The organism is Acidisoma sp. L85 (assembly GCF_009765865.1).
In the GTDB taxonomy this organism is placed as follows: domain Bacteria; phylum Pseudomonadota; class Alphaproteobacteria; order Acetobacterales; family Acetobacteraceae; genus Acidisoma.
Map to the genome: position 1 here is coordinate 132,061 of NZ_LMUQ01000024.1, position 18,510 is coordinate 150,570.

Genomic DNA, 18,510 nt, shown 5'->3' on the forward strand with positions numbered 1-18,510 from the left:
CCTATTCGTCGCCGATGCTATTCTAGGAATTTCGCCGGGCATGGATTTGCCGCTTATACTGATCGATCTCGCCGGCTCCGTCGCCCTGCTGCTGTGGGGCGTCCATATGGTGCAAACCGGTGTGCAGCGGGCCTTCGGCGCTCGGCTCCGCGGCTTTCTGGCGACCGCGCTGCGCCACCGGATTTCCGCCTTCCTGGCCGGGATCGGTGTCACCGCGCTGCTTCAGAGCAGCACCGCGACCGGTCTTATGGTTACCGGCTTTACCGCCGGTGGACTCGTCGAACTCGTGCCAGCCCTCGCCGTCATGCTCGGCGCGAATGTGGGCACGACACTGATCGTCCAGGTGTTGTCGTTCGACGTGGCGGCGCTCGCCCCGGCCTTCATTCTGGCGGGAGTCGTGATTTTCCGCCGCGCTCAGGCGGGGATGCGCGACTTTGGCCGCGTTCTCATCGGCCTCGGCCTGCTGCTGCTCGCGTTGTCGCAGTTCGTCGGCTTGCTACGCCCCTACGCGTCTTCACCCGATGTCCACGCTGCCCTGGCGCTGATTTCGTCTCAGGGACTGGTAGATGTCATTCTCGCAGCACTGCTGACCTGGGCGGCACATTCCTCCGTCGCAGTCGTGCTGCTGATCATGTCCTTCGCGAGCCATGGTGATATCTCACCCTATGCGGCCTTTGCCCTGGTTCTCGGCGCGAATCTCGGCACCGCGATCAATCCGGTGATCGAGGGCGCGACCGGACATGATCGCGCCGCCAAGCGGCTGCCGGTGGGAAATCTACTCAACCGCCTGGCCGGCGTCCTGGTCGCCCTAGCCGTGCTTGGGCCGCTCGCCCCCCTGGTCTCGCGCTTCGGCGGCACGCCGTCCCACGCCGTCGCGAATTTTCACACAGCCTTCAACCTGGTGATCGGCCTCATCTTCTTTCCATTGCTCAGCCCCTATGCGCGGCTGTTACAGGCATTGTTACCTACCCGGATCGACAAGGCGGACCCCGCAATTCCCCTCTATCTGGTGCCGTCCGCGGCCTCGGCGCCGGTCGTGGCGCTGGGAGCGGCATCGCGAGAATCGCTGCGACTCGTCGATTTGCTGCTCGCCATGCTGCAGGGCTTGCGGGATGCGATGCAGAAAGGCGATCGGCGGCGGATTACCGCGACGAAACGCCACAATGCCGTGCTCAAGCGTCTTGAAGCGGCGATCAGCTTCTATCTGACCACACTTGAAACCGATTCGCTGAACGCCGCAGATTTCAGGCGTATTCGCGAGATTCTGGCCTTCTGTGTCGCGATTAGCCAAGCAGCCGATGTCATCCACCGCAGCTTGCTTGGAATTGCGCTGCGCAAGCTCAAACGCGGCCTCTCTTTTCCGATCGCGGGACAGACCGCGCTAATCGCAATGATCGACACACTCATCGCGGGTTCACGCGCGGCGGCCGCGGTCTTCATTTCCGAGCAGCGCCGTGGCATGGAGATCCTGACGGGCGAGCAAGTCGTTCTGGATGACCTCGAGGCCGCCGCGACCGCTGCCCATTTCGGCTATTTGCGTGACGGGAACAACGACGTTGCCGAGGCGAGTGCGACGCTGCTCGAAGCGATGCGGGGCCTCAAGCAGGTCCACGCCTATCTGGTCGCCGCCGTGGGCGTGGACCACGGCGAGCCGGGCGAGGTGCAGGGCGACGATGGCGAAGAAGCGGAATAACCCAGAATATTCATCCTTTCATCCGATAGTTGCACTAACACCCGCCAATGCTCGATTTGCCATTAAGCTGGAACATTGCTATCGATACTTCACAGGCGTGGTTTTCTACGCGCCGGGCGATCGGCCTGCCCTGACCGGCCATATTCCCAAGATGAGCAGTATCATGCCCCGCCGTTACCCCACCGATCCCGCCACGGACGCTGCCGATGCCTCTGAGGAGCGCATGCGAGAGGCGCTCGGCCTCGGCAAGCGCTCTGAGAGCGTCGCGCATCCGCAGCAGAATCATACGCCGCATACCTCCGATCCCAACCGCGTGCGCCGCCGCTTCGCGCAGGATGGTGATGTTCCAGTGGTTGTACTTGGGCGAAGCCGGGAGGCCGAAGCGGCTCAGGAATCGCGGGTCGCCGCACTCGAAACGAAACTGCAGGAAGAGCGCGCGGCACGCCAGACGGCGGAGCGAACCGTCGAAAGCTGTCAGGCCACTATTCAATCATTGCGTACCAAGCTCGCCCATTCGGAAATGGCGATCGACGAGGCCCGCGCGGCCGAGCGTCAGGCACGCGCAGAGGCTGCGGCAGCGATCGAGCGTCAGACCCAGGTGCAGACGACCCAGGCCCAACCGGAAAGCGAGCCAGTCAGCCAGGCGGAGCTCGTGGCTGAAGAGCCGCAGTCGCGTTTAGTGCGGGAGCCGCGCAAGGCCAAGGTCGTCGCCGACAGCAACGAACCGGAGCCGCAGCCAATCGAATGGTGGCTGCCGAGCTTCCGCGCCCAGACCCGCGGTCGCGGCCGTCCGCGTAAGACCTGACTGCACGACGCGGTCACTGAAAGCGCTGGGTCTTCGCAAGCGAAGACCACCTAGCGCTTCTTCAGTGGCTGTAGCCGCGTTGATTAACCGGACCGGCGCCCGGCACATATTGTGGTTGCCCTCCCGGAGGCGGACCCATCGGACGACCGGGCTGGCCGACCGGACCGGCATATCCACCCGGCGGCCGGGGCGGTTGCCCATAGCCAGGCGGAGGACCGCCGGGACCACCGTAGCGCGGGCCACCCGGAGGCGGACCGCCATAACCGGGCGGCGGCGGGTGACCCGGGCCGCCGTAACCAGGACCGCCGTAGCCAGGATGGCCGTAGCCGGGACCACCATATCTCGGCGGCGGTGGCGGCGGCCGATAATAGCCCCCGCCATAGCCGCAATTTCCACAACCGCCGCCGCCCACGATAATGGCCGATGAATAGCCATAGCCGGGGGCATAGCCCGGTCCGTAGTCGGGCGCGTAGACAGGTCCACCCGCGTAGCCAGGGGCCGCGTAGCCCGGTGCAGCGTAGCCTGCATAGCCAGGAGGGTAGTAGCAACCCGCGAGGAGCATCATCGACGCAGCCGCCGCAACCATGGCAGTCGCTCGTTTCATAGGCGTCTTCATGATCTTCCCCCGACTGCTGCGTTTCGCGAATGCACGTCATCACGGAACTGTGCGCGGACCGGATCGCGGTGCATAAAGCGAGGCGAAGAATTAAATATGGCCTAGGACTGCGGCTTTTCCATGCGGCCCGTAGGGCGCGGGCGTGGCACGTACGAAAGTGATCGAACGCTCGGACACGCGATTGACACAGAGGCGGTGCTGTTTTCGCCGCAAAGACACATGAAGTTACCCAGATTGTCGTCGCGCCTGATCGGCGCGCTAGAAAGGCTAACGATCATGAGCCTGCGTATTCGCTGGAGATTGCTGCCAACTCTGGCCGCGAGCTTCGGCTTGGCCACCAATTCGATCCTGCCATTCCCGGCTTTGGCGCAGACCGCCGTGCCTCCGCCACCGGCCCCGACCGCCGATGTGCCGGGCGCGACCTCAGGCGATCCGCCTGCGCGGGTCGGCTGGTTGTCGCAGCTTTCCGGTACTGTCTCTTTCCATAGCGCCGGCCAAGACCAGTGGGTGACTGCGACACAGAACTATCCTGTCACGACCGGTGACGCCGTATGGACGCAGCCGCAAAGCGCTGCGTCCATCATGGTCGATTCCAGCCGGATGGCGATGGCCGCTGGAACGGAAGTCACAGCACAGGAGATCAATCAGAACACGGTTGATGCGGTGTTGTCGCAGGGCGAGATCTTTCTAAATCTCGTCGCGATGCAGCCAGGCCAAACCGTGGTAATTCAAACGCCTCGCGGTACGGCACAAATCACCGGAAATGGCGAATACGAAATTTATGCCGGCGACACCACCACGCCAACTTATGTGACCGCGGTCGTCGGCTCGATTCAGTTCACCGGGCTGGGTTCGTCAGCGCCGCAGACGGTGGGGGCACAGCAGACGGCCGAGATTTCGGGCGACAATCCGGTACAGGTACAACTCGTTGCCATGCAGCAGGACGAGTTTCTAACGAACATGCTGCAACAGGTCGCGCCGCCGCCTCCGCCAACAGCCGCTCAAGCGCCGCCGGTCTGCGCGCAGATGACGGGCGCCGCCGTGCTCACGCAATACGGCTCGTGGAAACCGCAGCCGCAATATGGCACGGTCTGGTTTCCTCATGTCGCCTCTGGCTGGGTGCCCTATCGTGAGGGCCATTGGGCTTATGTGCAGCCGTGGGGCTGGACCTGGGTCGATAACGCGCCTTGGGGCTTCGCACCTTTTCATTATGGGCGCTGGTCGCAATTCGATGGGCAATGGGGCTGGATACCGCAACCCGTCGCGGAACCCGGCTACGGCCAAGGTTATGGCTACGGCTATAACTATAGTGAGAGCCAAGGGTATTACGCGCAGCCGGGTTATGTCGCGCCCGCCCCTGCCTATTCACCAGCACTCGTAACGTTTCTAGGCGCGGCCGCAGGGGCCGCCGTCGGCGTCCTTGCCGCCAATGCCTGGAGCAATGGCTCTATCGGCTGGGCGCCGCTTGGCCCTCGCGAGCCTTATTATCCACCTTACCGCGTAAGCCCGCGTTATTTCCAGTCGTACAATCAGCCCTATGTACCGAACTACAATCAATTTGTTCAGCGCAACGTCAATATCGTCAATAATCGCGTCGAATATCGCAATACGACCATTAACAACTTCAACAACGGCGCGGGCCAGGCCGGGCGGGAAGGGCAATTCGCCAATAGGCAGGGCGCAACCTTTGTCCCGACCGCCGCCATGATGAATTCGCGGCAGGTCCGTGGTGAGGTTCAGCCTGTTCCGCAAGGGGAATTGCGGCCATTCCGGGCAATCGACGGTCAGGCATTGCCGCGACCGACCGTGCAGACAGCGGGCGTCGATCCGGCGCTGGCGCGGCGGCTTAACCTGCCCCAGGTGCCGGGCGCCGCGCTCCGATCTGGAGCACCCGGCCCGGCGATCCGGCAGGTGCCAGGAGTGGAACGCGGTCACGCTCCGCCGCCGCCCTTGGTGCCCCATGCCCAATTCGCCCCGAGTTTCCGTGGCGGCGCACCTCAAGCGCCGGGCGTACCGGCTCCAGGGATCGTGCCCGGCGCGCCGGGCAATGCCCGAGGCGGTGTTCCGCTGCCAGGCCAGCCGCAAGCGCCTCGCATCGGCGAGCCGAACCTCCGGCCAAACGCTCCAGTTCCGGGCGTTCCTCAGCTTCCTCGGCCCGGCGTCACGAACTCGCGCCCCGGCGTAGTCGCCCCGCCCGTTATCCCCGGCGCGGCGGCTCCTCGTCCCGGCGTGACCGCGGCGCCTGCTATTCCCGGCGCCACGAACGGTGCGCCTCGGCCCCAGTTCCGGCCGGCGGCTCCCGGCGCGGCCCCGCGGGAACCCGGCTTGCGTAATCAACCCGCGCCGGGTGCCGTCCCCCCGAGAGGCACGCCACCGACGATGCCGGTCGCTCGTCCCCCATCGCCGAACCCGGCGGCGCCGCGTCAGGCGCTACCGCCAGCCGCTGAGGCCAGGCCGCAGGCGCCACGCCCACAAGCGCCGCGCATGCAGGCGCCGCAGGTCGCAGCACCCCGCCCGCCGCAACAAGCGCCACGCGCCGAAGCGCCTAGGCCACCCGCGCCGCAGCGCATGGAGGCGCCGCGGGCCGCGGCCCCTCGCCCCGTCGCGCCACGCATGGAAGCACCCCGCCCGCCGCCGCGCATGGAGGCGCCTCGCCAAGCGCCCCGTATGGAAGCACCTCGTCAGGCGCCACGCGCTGAGGTGAGGCCACCCGGTCCCCAACGGCGCTGAGCGATTTCGACCGACCCAATTCCGTAACCAACTCTTCTGACGCACGCGACGCACCCGGATGACGCAGCCGCCGTCATCCGGGTGTCCTTGTGACATTGCCGGTTGGCCTGAACGGGTCGGGTAGCCTAGGCGGCCATACGCCTATATCGTTAGCTCTCCGACGCGGCACGTCAGGGGAAGCAGGATGCAGCTGGGTATGATCGGCCTGGGCCGGATGGGCGGCAATATCGCCCGGCGGCTCATCAATAACGGCCATGAAGTGGCTGTTTACGACGTCAACCCAAAGAGCGTGGCGGAACTCGCCGCCGCGCAGGCCAAACCCGCTGATTCCCTAGAAGGCCTGGTCCAGGCATTGACCACGCCGCGCGCCGTCTGGGTCATGCTCCCGGCCGGGAACATAACCGAAAGCACAATCGAAACGCTGTCCGGCCTGCTCGAGGCGGGCGACACCATCATCGACGGCGGCAATACCTTCTACAAGGACGACATTCGCCGCGCGAAAGCGCTGTTGTCCAAAGGCATTCACTATGTCGATGTCGGCACCTCCGGCGGCGTCTGGGGCGTCGAGCGTGGGTATTGCATGATGATTGGCGGCGAGAAGGCCGTGGTGGATCGCCTCGACCCGATCTTCGGCACTTTGGCCCCCGGTCTTGGGAATATCGAGCGCACGCCCGGCTACAAAGGCGATCCGCGGGCCGAGCGCGGCTATATCCATTCCGGGCCACCCGGCGCCGGGCACTTCGTAAAGATGGTGCATAACGGCATCGAATACGGCCTGATGCAGGCCTATGCCGAGGGCTTCGACATCCTGCGCGGCAAGTCCTCGACCAAGCTCCCAACCGATGAACAATTCACCATCGACTTGCCTGACACGGCGGAAGTCTGGCGACGTGGCAGCGTGATCTCTTCCTGGCTGCTCGACCTCACCTCCATGGCGCTGACGGAAAGTCCGGCACTCGAGGAGTTCACCGGTGCGGTGGATGATTCCGGCGAAGGCCGCTGGACGATCAATGCGGCGATTGAGGAAGCGGTTCCGGCAGACGTGCTGACGGCCGCGCTTTTCGCACGCTTCCGCAGCCGCATCGACCACAGCTTCGGCGACAAGTTGCTGTCGGCGATGCGCAACAAGTTCGGCGGCCATGTCGAGGGTCACAGCAACGCACCGAGTATCCGTTCATGAGCACTGAAACCGCCACGGCTAAAAAGCCGCCTGTCGCTCCTCCTTGCGCTCTGGTCATTTTCGGCGCCGGTGGAGACCTCACCAAACGACTGGTCATGCCAGCGATCTACAATCTTTGCGTCTCCAATCTCCTGCCCAAGAATTTCGTGATCCTGGGTGTCGATATGGCGCAACAGGATGCCCCCACCTGGGCGAAGGGGATGCATGACTTCCTCGAAGCCAGCCTGAGCCGCGGTGGCGAAGGCACGGCTGCGAACGAGGTAATCAACGAGGCGGCCTGGAGCCATATCGCCAAAAACCTGAGCTATCTCCAAGGCGACCTGACCAAGCAGGATACCTTCGAGCAGCTCGCGCAACGTCTCAAGGCGCTCGACGCCGAGCATCAACTCGGTGGCAACGTTGTGTTCTACCTCGCCGTTGCCGAGCGCTTCTTTGGTTCGACAGTCGAGCATCTGGGGGCCGCGAAGCTCACGGAGGAACCGGAAGGCTCCTTCCGGCGCGTAGTCATCGAGAAGCCCTTTGGCCATGATCTCGCTTCGGCTACAGCGCTCGACGCCCAGGTGCTGAGCGTGCTGACCGAAGAGCAGGTCTACCGGATCGACCATTTCCTCGGGAAGGAGACGGTTCAGAACATCATGGCGCTGCGCTTCGCCAACGGGATGTTCGAGCCGATGTGGAACCGCGACCGCATCGACCATGTGCAGATCACGGTCGCCGAGACCGTGGGCGTCGAGCGGCGCGGCAAGTTTTACGAGGCCACCGGTGCGATGAGGGACATGGTGCCGAACCATGTCTTCCAGTTGCTCGCCATGACCGCGATGGAACCGCCACCGGCTTTCGACGCCGACTCGATCCGCGCGAAGAAGGCGGAGGTATTCTCCTCGATGCATCCGCTCAAGCTTGAGGATGCGGTGCGCGGGCAATACGCGGCGGGGACGCTCGGAGATCAGGCGGTGCAGGGCTATCGCAGCGAGCCGGATGTCGATCCCAACAGCAATACCGAGACCTTCGTCTCGATGCGGCTATCCATCGACAATTGGCGCTGGGCGGGGGTGCCTTTTTACCTCCGCACCGGCAAGCGGATGACCAAGCGCAAAACCGAGATCGCCATCCGCTTCAAGCAAGCGCCTTACGCGATGTTCCGGGATACACCGGTGGATACGCTGGGCGAGAATTGGCTGATCATCCAGATCCAGCCCGAGGAAGGCATGAAGCTGCGCTTCAACGCGAAGAAGCCTGGGCCGATGCTGACCTTCGAGAAAGTCGCCATGAGCTTCAACTACGACGACTGGTTCAGCCAGGCGCCGGCGACCGGCTACGAAACACTGCTGTTCGATGTCTTCATCGGCGACGCGATGCTGTTCCAGCGCGCCGACCAGATGGAAGCGGCCTGGAAGGTGGTGCAGCCTGTTCTCGACTCCTGGGCGAAACCTGAGACCGAGTTCCCGAACTATGCCGCGGGCAGCGCCGGGCCGAAAGCATCCGACGATCTTCTGGCGGAAGATGGCCGAAGCTGGCTGCCGATCTGAGGTGCGGGCAAGACCGGGCTCGCGAACAGGCGTGAGTACGCGAAGCCCGGTGAGCGCCATCAAGGCGGCGCGCGGCGAAGAATTCGGCGCAAGCCGCACACAGGCGGCATGTGATCGTTCGAATCACGCTGCATAAGGGAGGTCGAGATGGCGAAACGGAGCGAGGCGCGCCCGCAGGCTACCACGGAAGCGACCGATGCCGCGGGACCGGGCATTCTCGGCATCGACATCGGCGGCACCGGACTCAAAGCCTCGGTGATCGACAATAATGGCAAGATGCTTGCCGAGAAAGTGCGCGTGAGCACGCCGCACCCCTCTCCGCCCGGCGTGCTCGTAGAGGCGATCGCGCAGTTGGTGACGCCGCTGCCACCCTATGACCGCATCGCCATCGGCTTTCCCGGCGCCGTGCGAGACAACACGATCCTGACCGCTCCTCATCTCGGCGAGGAAGTTTGGCACGGTGTCGATCTTGCGGCACTCGTCACTGAGCGCCTGGGCAAGCCCACAAGGGTTGTGAATGACGCGGAGATGCAGGGTCTCGCCGTCATCGAGGGGAAAGGCCTGGAGTTCATCCTCACCCTCGGCACCGGCTGCGGCACGGGCATTTTCCACAATGGCGAACTCGCCCCGCATCTCGAACTTTCGACGCATCCCGTGCATGGCGACAAGACCTACGACCTTTATGTCGGCGCTGAGGCGCTCAAAAAGGTCGGCAAGAAGCGCTGGAACAAGCGGGTGCAGAAGGTCGTCGCGATCGTCGAGGCGCTGACGCATTACGACCATTTGTTCATTGGCGGAGGCAATTCGCGGCTCGTGACGTTCGATCTGCCCTCCAACATCACTCTGGTCTCCAACGAGGCCGGCATTGACGGCGGAGCGCGGCTATGGGGCGCCAATAGCGGCGACCGGCACCAGCACAGCGTGACGGCGGACAAGACCTAGCGCCACGCCAGATGCCGCCGCCGGAAGTCCTGCGTTTCGCGCTGAGCGGCGGCATGCCAAACCATCCGCATCTGCCTGCGCTGCTCTATCGTGGCGCGGTCGCGCCGCAAGCGGGCCCGGCGGCGCAGGAGACGCTTTTCGCGCGCAGCGGCTGGCCGCCGCAATGGCGTGACGGCGTCTACGACTTCCACCACTTCCACTCCGCCGCGCATGAAGTGCTGGGCATCGCTGGCGGAGGTGCGCGGTTGCTGCTGGGCGGCCCCTCCGGTCAGGCGGTGACTGTAACGGCTGGCGATGTCGTCTTGCTGCCCGCCGGGACGGGTCACCGTTTGCTGGAAGCGACCGATGAGTTTCTCGTCGTCGGCGCCTATCCACCGGGCCAGAGCGCGGATATCGAGCGCGGCCCCGCCACCCTCGCGATGATCAAACGCATCGCAATGCTACCGTTCCCAAACTGCGGCCCAGTCGGGCCGGACGAGACTTATGAGAGGTTGTGGTGCAAAGCCTGAGACTGCGCGCAGCCCGCTCATGCGGCGGCATCGGAGAGGGCTCGGTTTCGGAACGGCGTGTCGTATTAGCGTTTGGGTAAACCATTGCGATTACGCCTGAGACCCCGCGACCTCCTAGGCGATTCAATGACGCAGGTGCAGATGCCCGTCTGGCTCGGGCCTTATCTCATGGGCGATGCGTCCCCCCTCTCCGGAGGCGCCTTCTCGCGCGCTCTCGCCTCAGTCCAAAACTCGACACGCCATACTAACGGACGCGCAGAGCGTCGAGACCGCGCCGCCGAGCGGATCAGCAAATTCTCTCCCAAGCAGAGCAATCCCGAATCCTGCGCGTCGGCGGTTTTGCTATGCGCTTGCCTGGAGATGAAGCTCATTCCGCCCGTCAACCGTCACGAGCAGAAGGCTATCGAGGCCAGCTTCTTCCGGGAAATGGTTCGTCTAAAAGAGGCGCCCGCGAGGGACGGTGGCGTGACCAATCTTTCCGTCGCCCGCGTAGCTAAGATGATGGGGATAGAAAGCACGATCAGCCTGTCGACGACCACAAACCCCGGAAAAGACGGACACGAGCAGGCGTATCTATTGAGCCGTGCGAAAGCCGCTGGGATTAATGTGGAGGCAGGGCGGCCGATCGATCGGATCGACAATACATGCCGCCGAATCGTGATGGTCGATGCAAGCGTTAAAGGCGGCGACGTCTCGGGACACGCCTTGCTGGAGCGGCCCGACGGAAGCCTGATGGATCCGGCCGACGGCTCAAACCACCAAAGCCTCGCTCACCTCAACCGCACATTGGCTGATCGTGGGATCAGCTATCGGCCATTTGGCGTGACGATCAACCTCAAGCGCCCCAACTGATCCGGATCACGCCGCGCCCCGCCGCGCCGCTTCCTCGACCGGCGGTAGAGCGCGGCCGATCGCGTGATAGGCGAAGCCAGCCATGCGGATCGCGACCGGATCGAAAATGTTGCGCAGATCGACGATGACGCTTCCGCGCATCAGGGCCTTCAGCCGCAAGGGCGCAACCGCGCGGAAGACGTTCCATTCCGTCACCACCACCAAAGCATCGGCGCCAGTCACGGCCTCGATCGGATCGCTCGCGTAGATCACCCCCGGCGGCAGATGCGGCTTCGCCTGCTCCATCCCTTCCGGGTCGAAGACGTGCAATTCAGCGCCATCCTCGACCAGACGGCTGACGATGGGGATCGACGGCGCATCACGCATGTCGTCGGTCTCGGGCTTGAAGGTAAGCCCCCAGACCGCGATGCGCTTGCCTCGCACAGAGCCGCCGCAGGCAAGGATAACGCGCCGCGCCATCGTGCTTTTGCGCGCGTCATTGACCGTGACAACAGTTTCGACGAGCCGTTGCGGCGCACCCGCATCCTGGCCGATGCGTGCCATGGCGAGCGTGTCCTTCGGAAAGCAGGAGCCACCGAAACCCGGGCCGGGATGCAGAAACTTCCGCCCGATCCGACCGTCCAGCCCCATCCCGCGCGCCACGTCATGGACATCCGCGCCGACCCGCTCGCAAAGATCGGCAACCTCGTTGATGAAGGTCACCTTCATCGCGAGGAAGGAGTTGGCGGCGTATTTCGTGAGTTCCGCCGTCTCGATCGAGGTTACGATGATCGGCGTCTCGATCAGGAAGAGCGGGCGATAGAGGGTGCGCAGGATCTCCGCCGCACGGTCGCTCTCGACGCCGATCACCACGCGGTCCGGCCGCATGAAATCCCCAATCGCATTGCCCTCGCGCAGGAATTCGGGATTCGAGGCGACATCGAAGTCGAGATCAGGCCGCGTCTCACGGACGATCTCAGCGACGCGCCGGCCGGTCCCGACCGGAACGGTCGATTTCGTTACAATGACGGCGTAATTCTTGAGCTTGCGCGCGACCTGCTGGGCGGCCTGGTACACGTAGGTAAGGTCGGCGTGACCATCGCCGCGCCGCGTCGGTGTGCCCACCGCGATGAAGACGACCTCCGCATCGGCAAGGCCTTCATCCATGTCACCCGTGAAGGAGAGGCGTCCGGCAGCGACATTCTCGGAAACCAGCCGGTCAAGCCCCGGCTCGAAGATCGGGATGCGGCCTTCCCTTAGCGCGCCGAGCTTGCGCTCATCGGCCTCGACAATGGTGACCTCCATGCCGAATTCCGCGAAGCAGGCGCCGGACACCAAACCTACGTAGCCGCCGCCAATCATAGTGACACGCAAGCGCCCGCTCCTTTGGCTATGGCAGAGCCCGCCTTAACACATTGGACGGGGCCGCAACATTGCCGGCTCGGTTAGAATGTCTGACGGTACCGACTTAAAGATGGCGGATTCGCGTCTGGACCGGGGCGAGGCCGCAAGGAGTTAAATCAGGAGACCAATCGCAGTTTGCGGCGGCGCGGCGCGGTGTCCTGCGGCAGGTCGAGCGGCAGCCAAGGCGATGCCGGCACCGGCTCCGGCATCTCGACCATCTCCGGCTTGGGCAAGTTGCGGCCAAGATGCGCGGCGGCGAGGTGGCGGAAGACATAGTCGATCAGCGATGTCGCTGAAGCCACGGCGACATCGCCCTCCACCGCTCCGCCGGGTCCGAAGCGCAGCCCGACAAAGGCCTCGACATAGGCTTCGAGCGGCACGCCGTGCTGCAGCCCGAGGCTGACCGCCTGGGCAAAGGCGTCCATCAGGCCGCGGAACGCCGGCCCCTCCTTGTGCAGCGCGATGCCGATCTCGCCGAGGCGACCATCCGGATACTCGGCCGTCGTGAGGTAAAGCCGGTGACCGCCAACCGTCGCCTTCTGCAGCGTGCCGCTGCGGCGCGCCGGCAGTTCGACGGGCACAGCGGAGGGCGGCGAACCTGCGGCCGACAGCGCGGCCGGTGCAAGATCACTCAGCAGAAGAGGCGCGGCGATCGGCAGGATCGATTGTAGGGCGGCCGCCATGGCGGTCGCGGATTGCACTGAGCTTTCCGGCAAAAGATCCGCGCCGGTGAGTTGGGCCGCCAAGGCTGCCTCAACCGTCAGGCCGCGCGCGACGAGGAAGGACGCGGTGGCACGGGTGAGCCGGCCCGTGGCATCGACTGGCGAGAAAGCCGGAGCCAAACCCAAGGTCTCTGCGCCCAGCAAGGCCGCGACGACCGCATCCTCGCCGCCGAGCAGCGCTTCATGCGCGACGCGATTCAACGCCGCGGCATGGGCATGGGCGCGCGTGGCGGCAGCAGAGAGTGCCGGAAAGGCGGCCACACTCCGCGGCGCGGGCCAAGGTTGCGGGGAAATCTCGCGCTGGGTGACATCAACTAGGTGAGCTGACGCGGAATCGGCCGCGCCCCGCAGAAGGCTGGCAACCAATACCGCCGCCTGCCGCGCCGTCTCGCCGTCATAGAGCAGGCCGAGGCCGGCGAGCAGCCCATGCAGATCCGCGACTTCCAAGGCGAGCCTCGGCACGGAGGGATGGAGCAGCGTCAGGCATTCAACCGCCATGGCGACGTCGCGCGCGAAAGCCGCATCGTCGAAGCCGGTTACCGGGTCGAGGTAGGCGGGCAGGTTCAGGATGAAGCCGGGTTGTTCGATGGCGCCTGACCCGCTGGTCCATATCGCGCTCGAAGGCGCGGCTCGCCGCATGACAAGCGCCTGTTCGAGGCGCGTGGCGAGATCGGCGCCCGCCCCCGTCGCGCGACATTCGGCCGCCCGCGCCGCACGACGGATCCACGCCTCGGCGAGATTCGGCAGAGAAACTGCGCCGGACGGTGGCGCAAGCGCCGCGACTGCTGACGCTGCCGCATCGTCCCATGACGCGGGTAGAGTGACGCGCCGTGGCGCGTCATCCACCTCAGCGGCGGCATTAACCTCGCGCAGTCGTACGCCCTGCCAAGCTTTGGTCGTTCTCATGGGTCGGACCTTAATCGTGCCGGTTGTCGCTTGGAAGCGCATATGGTGGCGGATTCGCAAGTTACCCACATAATCTTGTGGTGCGACGAGCGTCGCGGCAATCCGGCCCCTGTCACAAACCGTCTGTTGGACCAGCGGCCGGGCATCGCCTATATGGGCGAGATGACCCTTGCGACGATCGGTTATCTCGGCACCCGCCTTTTCACCTCGCTGCGCGGTCGCGCTGTGGGGCAGGATAGCTTCGGCAATCGGTATTTCCAGGAGCGCGGGCTGAGCCGTGGACGGCGGCAACGTCGCTGGGTGCTCTATCGAGGCGCACCGGAGGCCTCGACCGTGCCGCCGGAATGGCACTCCTGGCTCCATTATACGACCGATGCGCCGTTGACCGATGTGCCGCGCCATCCCTGGCAAAAGCCACATCTTCCGAACCGCACCGGAACGCCTTTCAGCTACCGGCCGCCCGGCCACGATTACAGCGGCGGCACGCGCAGCCGGGCGACCGGCGATTACGAAGCCTGGTCACCCGAAGCGGGATCAACCGATGCCGGGACGCCAGGAGTTTAGGATGGCGCGCCGTAGTGTGGCCGAGCTCTCGGCCGGTTTTGTTGTACTCATCGTGGCCGCGGGTTTCCTGGCCTATGCGCTCGCGACCTCAGGTGCCGCGAGCGTTCCCGGCTATCCGCTGACCGCTCAGTTCGACCGCATCGACGGAATCTCCTCCGGTTCGGACGTGCGGATGGCTGGTGTGAAGGTCGGAACCGTCATCGGCACATCGATCGATCCGCGAACCTATCTCGCGGACGTCAATTTCACGGTTTCCAACGCGATCAAACTGCCCACTGACAGCAGCGCCGAGATCAGCAGCGACGGCTTGCTGGGAGGGAAGTATCTCTCCCTCGTGCCCGGCGGCGCCGATGCGATGATCAAGTCGGGCGGCCGGGTGACCATCACGCAATCCTCGGTCAGCCTCGAGGAACTGCTGGGCAAGTTCATCTTCAGCGTGACCGACCTCGTTTCCTCGCTGCAGAAATCGGGCGGAGCAAGCGGTGGCGCGACGCATGACACCGGCGCCGCTCCCGCCGGCGCGGGGTCGACTCAGTGAAGGCTCGCAGCGCCGTGCTTCCGCGCCATCCGTGACGCGCGTCATGCGCTTTTTCGCCGCCGCGGCCCTCCTGATGCTCTCTGGGAGCGCCCTCCTGGTCGGGGCGGCGATTGCCCAGACCAGCGGTGCCATCAGCGCGCAGGATCTCTCGGCGCCTGCCAATACGGATCCGAGCCGGGTCTTGGGAAACGGCGTTCCCGCCGCGCCCGGAGTTCCCAAGCCTCCTGCCCTGCCCCCGATACCCGAGCCGGACACCGCCGCCGCGACAGCATCAGGAACGGCCGCGCCGCCCGACTGGACACCGAAGTCCACGGCGGACCTCATCATCCTCGACAAGATTTACGGCACGACGAATCGCGTGACGGCGGCGCTGGGCAAACCATTCACCGTTCGCACCCTGCAGATCACGGTGCTCGCCTGTTACGTCCGGCCTCCCAATGTTCCGCCCGATGCCGCCGTGTTCCTTCAGGTTGTGGACCATCGGCCAGACGCACCGCCGCCCTTCTATGGCTGGCTACTGCGGGCCGAGCCGGGTCTCTCGGGTCTCGCCGATCCGGTGACTGACATCGCAGTCGGCCAATGCAGCTGAAGCGGCCGGATATCGGATGAGACCACCCGCGCGCGAGTTCACGCGTTAGTGAAAATACGCTTTGCAATGTTTCCGTTACGCCCGAAGCCTAACCAGGCGTCTCGGATGACGAAATGGCGAGCGTAGAGCGTTGCGAATTCCAACCTGGGGTTGCTGAGTGCCAACTGTTGCTAACATATCACGGTGTGTCGAAAACGCTGCGACATGTATGGGAATAGCCACGGAAGGTGGTAAATCAGCTGAACCGAACAGCAGGCAACGCCGCCGCGCGACCGCCCGGGCTGAATGGTATTGCGTCGGTCAGAGAGGAGAAACAGAATGAAGCTCCGCAGTGCGCTTCTAGCAGCGACTGTGATGGCGGTCCCGGCTTTTGCCCTGTCCCACATGGCAATGGCTCAGCCCATCAGCGGTCTCTACGTCGGCGCTGGCGCCGGCTATAACTACCAGAGCACCCAGAAGCTCGTGTACGCTCCTGGTGGTCTTGGTGGGAGCCGCACCTACTTCCAGGGCAGTGTTTCCGGCGAAGGTAGCGTCGGCTACGGCCTCGGCAACGGCCTCCGCTTCGAAGTCGAAGGCATGTATCTGCGCCAGCAGCTTAACAAGCTGAAGCCAGGGTTCATCGCTCCGAAGTTCGATTTCCACGGCTACACGCAGAAATACGGCGCGTTCGTTAACGCCCTGTATGACGTCGATGTGGGCCTACCCTTCTTCTATCCCTATGTTGGTGCCGGCGTCGGCTATCTGTGGACCAACATTGACAACGCCAGCATCAACTCCGCCGGCGTGGATAGCATCAACGGCACCTACGGCAGCATTGCCTATCAGGGCATCGTCGGCTTCTCGGTTCCGATCCCGCCCGCTCCGGGCCTCTCCATCACCGCCGACTACCACTACATCGGCACGACGGCTAAGGAGAAGTTCAGCGGTTCGTTCGAGGGCACGCCGTCCACCTACACCTTTGGCCCAGCTGTTAATCAGTCGGTCATGGTCGGCCTGCGCTATGCTTTCAACACGCCGTCCCCGCCGCCGCCGCCGCCGGCCCCTGTCGTGGCTCCCGCTCCGGCACCGGCACGCACCTACCTCGTGTTCTTCGACTGGGATAAGTACTACCTGACGCCTCGCGCCAAGGAGATCGTCGCCGAGGCGGCCGCGAACTCGACCCACGTCCAGTACACGCAGATCGAGGTCAACGGCTACACCGACACGTCGGGCACGCCGACCTACAACCAGGGTCTGTCTATCCGTCGCGCCAAGAGCGTCCAGGCGCAGTTGATCGCCGACGGCGTTCCCGCTACCGCGATCTCCATCGCGGGCTATGGCGAGACGCATCTCCTGGTGCCCACGGGCCCGGGCGTGCGCGAGCCGCAGAACCGTCGCGTGGAAATCATCATCAAGTAAGTTTCCTTTCCAGGAAGCTTGTCTCGACGATGAAAGGGGGCGTCCCAGCCGGGACGCCCCCTTTTCTTTTTTGCGGCATAACGTTGACGCTTCCCTGCCTCGGGCTGAAGCCTCGATTTAGTTAAGCCCGAGGTAACTCTCCACTGTCAGACGATGAATCTCATGCGGCAGCACGCGTCTCGGCGCGTGGCTTGCCGGGCGTGTTTCAGTCGATCGAGGAGAGCCGGAATGACGTTTCGAAGGGTGGCACTGACAGCGACAGTGCTCGCCGCCCCTACTTTGATCTTGGCGACAGAGGCCGCGGCCCAGCCGGTGACGGGCATCTATATCGGGGGCGGCGCCGGGCTCAACTGGCAGCAAAGCCAGAAGGTCCTTGCCGGTCCGGCTTTCACCGGTGACTCCGTCGGCGCCGGGAACAAGCTCAATTACGATAGCGGCGTCGCGGCCAGCGGCAGCCTGGGTTACGGCCTCGGCAATGGTTTGCGGCTGGAGGTTGAGGGCATTTATCTGCCGAGCGACGTCCACAATGCCTCCGATCCCTATTACGGCACGACGCGGGCCAGCGGTACGAACCGGAAATATGGCGCCTTCGTCAACGCGCTGTACGATATCGATGTCGGCACGCCGTACCTCTATCCCTATCTCGGCGCCGGCGCTGGCTACGCCTGGCAGGACCTCTCGCGGGTAACATACAATGTGAACCCCGTGACCGCGCAGGGCACCGAGGGCAGTTTTGCCTTTCAGGGTATCGCCGGGCTCGCCGTGCCGATCTTGCCTGTTCCCGGTTTGTCGCTCACGGCTGAATACCACTTCCTCGGCACCACCGACCAAAGCAAGTTCGACTCGAACGCGGCGATCGACAACCAAACCGTCGATGGCGAAACCAAGCTGTCGCCGGTCTATGACAATGTTGGGCTCATCGGGCTGCGCTACGCCTTCGACTCCGCGCGGCCGACGCCTCCGCCGCCCGTCGTGGATGTCGCGCCTTCGGCCGAGTCGGCGCGCAGCTATCTTGTTTTCTTTGGTTGGGACAAGGCGAACCTGACGCCGCAGACGAGGGACATCATCGCGGAGGCCGCGGCCGCGTCGAACCGCACCGAATTCACGCGGATCGCTGTTAACGGCTACACCGATACCTCGGGCTCGGCGGCCTATAATCTTGGTCTCTCGGCGCACCGGGCGGCCGTCGTCCGAACCCAGCTTGTCGCCGACGGCGTGCCCCCGAATGCGATCACGGATCTGGGCTTTGGGCAGACGCATCTGCTGGTCGTCACCGGACCAGGCGTGCGGCAAGCGCGCAACCGCCGGGTCGAGGTCATCGTGCGGTAAGCGTCTTCCTGTCGGCCAACAAAGAAGGCCGCCGTCGGCCTTCCCTAATCCGTTTTTCGCTCGAGGAAGGCGCGGGCGCCCGGGCTGGAGCAGGACGTCTTTGGATCGCACCATATGCGTTCCACCACGTCATGCTCGGCGAAGGCCGAGCATCCACGCCTTCGCTTGGGTCACGAAGGCAAGGCGTGGATGGCACGCCTTCGCGTGCCATGACGAGAGTTTGGG

General features: G+C 64.4%; 16 protein-coding genes. 13 read left to right on the forward strand and 3 right to left on the reverse strand.

Features of this window, described 5'->3' with window-relative positions:
* Positions 1–40: 40 nt before the first annotated feature.
* Both GSQ83_RS04885 and GSQ83_RS04890 read left to right on the forward strand, forming a co-directional pair.
* Entirely contained in the window at positions 41–1,693 is a 1,653-nt protein-coding gene (locus GSQ83_RS04885; RefSeq protein ID WP_158801755.1) for a Na/Pi cotransporter family protein, read from the forward strand.
* Complete coding sequence (locus GSQ83_RS04890; protein WP_158801756.1) at positions 1,674–2,498, forward strand: hypothetical protein; 825 nt, start codon at positions 1,674–1,676, stop codon at positions 2,496–2,498. Before GSQ83_RS04885 ends, GSQ83_RS04890 begins: the two co-directional genes overlap by 20 nt.
* Positions 2,499–2,559: 61 nt before the next feature.
* On the opposite strand, the gene GSQ83_RS29775 is transcribed toward GSQ83_RS04890, so the two are convergent.
* The gene (locus GSQ83_RS29775; RefSeq protein ID WP_216849933.1) at positions 2,560–3,114 is read right to left on the reverse strand and encodes a hypothetical protein; all 555 of its coding nucleotides are present in this window, start codon (positions 3,112–3,114) and stop codon (positions 2,560–2,562) included.
* Between the two features lie 276 nt (positions 3,115–3,390).
* Here GSQ83_RS29775 and GSQ83_RS04900 point away from each other — a divergent pair, with 276 nt between their 5' ends.
* The 6 genes from GSQ83_RS04900 (at position 3,391) to GSQ83_RS04925 (ending at position 10,856) form a co-directional block, all read left to right on the forward strand.
* On the forward strand, positions 3,391–5,844 hold the full coding sequence (locus tag GSQ83_RS04900; protein WP_158801757.1) for a DUF6600 domain-containing protein: 2,454 nt from the start codon (positions 3,391–3,393) through the stop codon (positions 5,842–5,844).
* A 184-nt stretch (positions 5,845–6,028) separates the two neighbouring features.
* Entirely contained in the window at positions 6,029–7,024 is a 996-nt protein-coding gene (gene gnd / locus GSQ83_RS04905) for a phosphogluconate dehydrogenase (NAD(+)-dependent, decarboxylating) (RefSeq protein WP_158801758.1), read from the forward strand.
* Positions 7,021–8,553: a glucose-6-phosphate dehydrogenase gene (gene zwf / locus GSQ83_RS04910; protein WP_158801759.1), complete on the forward strand. Its 1,533-nt coding sequence runs from the start codon at positions 7,021–7,023 to the stop codon at positions 8,551–8,553. The genes gnd and zwf overlap by 4 nt, the downstream gene beginning before the upstream one ends.
* Positions 8,554–8,700: 147 nt before the next feature.
* A complete protein-coding gene (locus GSQ83_RS04915) occupies positions 8,701–9,495 on the forward strand; it encodes an ROK family protein (protein ID WP_158801760.1) in 795 nt (264 codons plus the stop codon).
* Between the two features lie 11 nt (positions 9,496–9,506).
* A complete protein-coding gene (locus tag GSQ83_RS04920) occupies positions 9,507–10,004 on the forward strand; it encodes a cupin domain-containing protein (protein ID WP_216849934.1) in 498 nt (165 codons plus the stop codon).
* Positions 10,005–10,130: 126 nt separating this feature from the next.
* Positions 10,131–10,856: a hypothetical protein gene (locus GSQ83_RS04925; RefSeq protein ID WP_158801761.1), complete on the forward strand. Its 726-nt coding sequence runs from the start codon at positions 10,131–10,133 to the stop codon at positions 10,854–10,856.
* Positions 10,857–10,862: 6 nt separating this feature from the next.
* Here the strand turns inward: GSQ83_RS04925 and GSQ83_RS04930 are convergent, their stop codons facing one another.
* Positions 10,863–12,209, reverse strand: a complete 1,347-nt coding sequence (locus GSQ83_RS04930; RefSeq protein ID WP_216849935.1) for a UDP-glucose/GDP-mannose dehydrogenase family protein — start codon at positions 12,207–12,209, stop codon at positions 10,863–10,865.
* A gap of 146 nt (positions 12,210–12,355) precedes the next feature.
* Entirely contained in the window at positions 12,356–13,867 is a 1,512-nt protein-coding gene (locus tag GSQ83_RS04935; RefSeq protein WP_158801762.1) for a TSCPD domain-containing protein, read from the reverse strand.
* 42 nt (positions 13,868–13,909) lie between these two features.
* Here GSQ83_RS04935 and GSQ83_RS04940 point away from each other — a divergent pair, with 42 nt between their 5' ends.
* The 5 genes from GSQ83_RS04940 to GSQ83_RS04960 all read left to right on the forward strand — a co-directional run bounded on the left by GSQ83_RS04940 (position 13,910) and on the right by GSQ83_RS04960 (position 18,285).
* Entirely contained in the window at positions 13,910–14,431 is a 522-nt protein-coding gene (locus GSQ83_RS04940; RefSeq protein WP_371417965.1) for an NADH:ubiquinone oxidoreductase subunit NDUFA12, read from the forward strand.
* A 1-nt stretch (position 14,432) separates the two neighbouring features.
* Entirely contained in the window at positions 14,433–14,969 is a 537-nt protein-coding gene (gene mlaD, locus GSQ83_RS04945) for an outer membrane lipid asymmetry maintenance protein MlaD (RefSeq protein ID WP_158801763.1), read from the forward strand.
* Between the two features lie 31 nt (positions 14,970–15,000).
* Positions 15,001–15,558 carry a DUF2155 domain-containing protein gene (locus GSQ83_RS04950; protein ID WP_158801764.1) on the forward strand — a complete coding sequence of 186 codons (558 nt, stop codon included), beginning with the start codon at positions 15,001–15,003 and terminating at the stop codon, positions 15,556–15,558.
* Positions 15,559–15,876: 318 nt separating this feature from the next.
* The gene (locus GSQ83_RS04955; protein WP_158801765.1) at positions 15,877–16,956 is read left to right on the forward strand and encodes an OmpA family protein; all 1,080 of its coding nucleotides are present in this window, start codon (positions 15,877–15,879) and stop codon (positions 16,954–16,956) included.
* 228 nt (positions 16,957–17,184) lie between these two features.
* Positions 17,185–18,285, forward strand: a complete 1,101-nt coding sequence (locus GSQ83_RS04960) for an OmpA family protein (RefSeq protein ID WP_158801766.1) — start codon at positions 17,185–17,187, stop codon at positions 18,283–18,285.
* The last annotated feature ends 225 nt before the right edge of the window (positions 18,286–18,510 follow it).